This is a genomic window from Acinetobacter sp. 1566109 (assembly GCF_000582255.1).
Lineage (GTDB): Bacteria > Pseudomonadota > Gammaproteobacteria > Pseudomonadales > Moraxellaceae > Acinetobacter > Acinetobacter nosocomialis.
Map to the genome: position 1 here is coordinate 1 of NZ_JEYB01000130.1, position 2,262 is coordinate 2,262.

A 2,262-nucleotide genomic window follows, 5' to 3' on the forward strand; every position below is an offset into this window, starting at 1 on the left:
GCCACCTGACCTAACGGATTAATCTTATCATAGTACATTGCTTCAAACTCAAAAGGCGACACATAACCCAGTGCACTGTGTACACGCTTTTTATTGAACCAATCTACCCAGTTTAGTGTCGCAAGTTGTACATCTGCTAAACCTTGCCAATCTGCTTTTAAATATGTTTAGTCCCGGCATTTGATGGATCGGATCAATTTTAAAAAGTTCAGGTTCATCTGTCCACTGTTTGCAGATGAATTCGTAGGGAGTCAGGCCCCTGAGTGTTTTGAGTCTGCGGCCGAAGTTGTATGCAGCAATAAAATCAGCAAGGTGAATGCATAGCTGAGTGTGATCGTCGTAATGGAACCGTTTGACAGTAGCTTCTTTAATCGTTCGGTTCATCCTCTCGACCTGTCCATTGGTCCATGGATGCTTAACCTTGGTAAGACGATGTTCAATGCCACATTCAGTACAAACCCGATCAAAGATGTGCTCAGAGGCGTAGCGATCACAGGTGCGGTTCGTGAACTGGATGCCGTTATCTGTTAGCACCGTATGGATTCTATAGGGCACAGCCTTAACCAGATTGCGCATGAACTCCGCGGCTGCCATCTTACTGGCTTTAGTATGCAATTCAGTGAACGCAAACTTGGAAGTGCGATCAATGGCAACGAAGAGATAAAGCTTACCCTGTGCTGTTTGCATCTCAGCGATGTCGATATGAAAGTAACCAATGGGGTAGCTCTTGAAGCGCTTCCTGACAGGGCGATCACCTTGTACCTCAGGCAGTCGTGAAATACCATGCCGCTGTAAGCAGCGGTGTAACGACGAGCGTGTCAGATAAGGAATACTCGGCTGCAATGCATAAAGGCAATCGTCTAGCGGCAACAAAGTGCGTTTTCGAAAAGCAACAATTGCCGCCTCATCTTCAGGCGATAACACGCTTGAGCGAGAATTCTTTGGGCCGGTTGTAAGATCATCTACTGAAGTACGTTTCTTCCATTTTGCGACGGTCTTTTGATTGATGCCGTAACGCTTGGCTAGCGTTCTTAAGCTCTCTTGACTATTTTGTATTGCTCGACGCACTGCCTGTGTCGTTGTGGCGCTGCTGTGTAGAACTTGTCCCATAGTGCTTCCTTCCATTTATCTGAGAATATTGCACCATTAAAATCTGGGACTAAACACCTAGATGTTTTTGCATAGACCCAAGTGTTAAATCATCATTACGATTCTTGCGTACCATACCATGGGCACGTGAAAAAGTAGAAAGCTTATATTTGTACGTCTTACGCCAAAAGGCCAAACAGAAACCGTAGCCTCAGGCAACACCCCTCTCATCATAAAATTATACCAGTCAGTAAAATACCTTTAGATTAAGCATATGTATGTTGGTTATTATTGTTGATTATCACAATAAATTAGTGACCAAAAATAAAAGTACCCCACCCCATCTTAAATTACGTCACACAAAATAAAAACTCTATATAACTGTTATATATAGAGTTTATTAACGTACCAATTGTGTTATTTAGTGTATTTTATGTCGGTGACTCTTGCCAAGGTTGGGGTCGCGAGTTCGAGTCTCGTTTCCCGCTCCAAAATTTAAAAACCACTTAATTCGAAAGAATTAGGTGGTTTTTTTATTGTCTATTGGTCAATTCAAAATTCGCATTAAAAAAACGCTTTATATTTCCATTGCAGTACCATGAAATTTGGAGTGTTATTATGCAAAAGCCAGTTAAACGCGGGGACGGCGTGGCGCATCACTGTTCGTTATCTAGGCAAACGTTATACGCCTACTCGAGATACAGCGAGTGAGCGTGAACAATGCGCCGCTAAAAAATTATTAGAATTACAATCTGAATATGCTAATCCTGAGCCTGAAAAAATCCATATCTCCTTCTATGCCCTTTTTGAACAGTACTATCAAGAAGAAGGCAGAAAAATGAAGAGTGCCCGCTTAATTGTTCAAATACTTAAATGCCTAAAGAAAAAAGAATAATGAAAATATAATTAATAGACCTCTTGCGAAAGTCGTTATTGCAAGTTCATCCGATTTACCAGTGCAGCGATTAAGTTAATGCGTAAACCGAATCTTTTCCGTCTATTTCGATAGCGTTCACTTAATATTCTAAATGTTTTCAATTGACTATTAATATGTTCGATCACAACTCGTATTTTTCCAATCATTTTATTGTACTTTTTCTCAACATCAAATAAGGGTAAATTCTTCTTTTTCTTTATTGGCATCAATAATTTAAAGCCATCTTGCTCTAATCC

Annotated in this window: 2 protein-coding genes and 3 pseudogenes; 2 read left to right on the plus strand and 3 right to left on the minus strand. The window is 40.7% G+C overall.

The window, feature by feature from the left end; translation table 11 throughout:
- A pseudogene (locus tag J582_RS26550) lies at positions 1 to 164 on the minus strand (integrase core domain-containing protein); the annotation flags it as partial.
- Positions 91 to 1,110, minus strand: coding sequence for an IS481 family transposase (locus J582_RS24605; RefSeq protein ID WP_050674840.1), 1,020 nt, complete (start codon positions 1,108 to 1,110; stop codon positions 91 to 93). The pseudogene J582_RS26550 and the gene J582_RS24605, both read right to left, overlap by 74 nt.
- A 59-nt stretch (positions 1,111 to 1,169) precedes the next feature.
- Between J582_RS24605 and J582_RS26555 the strand changes: the two are divergent.
- Positions 1,170 to 1,298 (plus strand): annotated as a pseudogene (locus J582_RS26555) (VF530 family DNA-binding protein); the annotation flags it as partial.
- A 409-nt stretch (positions 1,299 to 1,707) separates the two neighbouring features.
- Positions 1,708 to 1,975 (plus strand): annotated as a pseudogene (locus tag J582_RS27160) (site-specific integrase); the annotation flags it as partial.
- A gap of 44 nt (positions 1,976 to 2,019) precedes the next feature.
- On the opposite strand, the gene J582_RS24615 reads toward J582_RS27160, so the two are convergent.
- Positions 2,020 to 2,262, minus strand: a 243-nt coding sequence (locus J582_RS24615) for a transposase family protein (RefSeq protein WP_032011985.1), incomplete at its 5' end; no start/stop codon positions are given.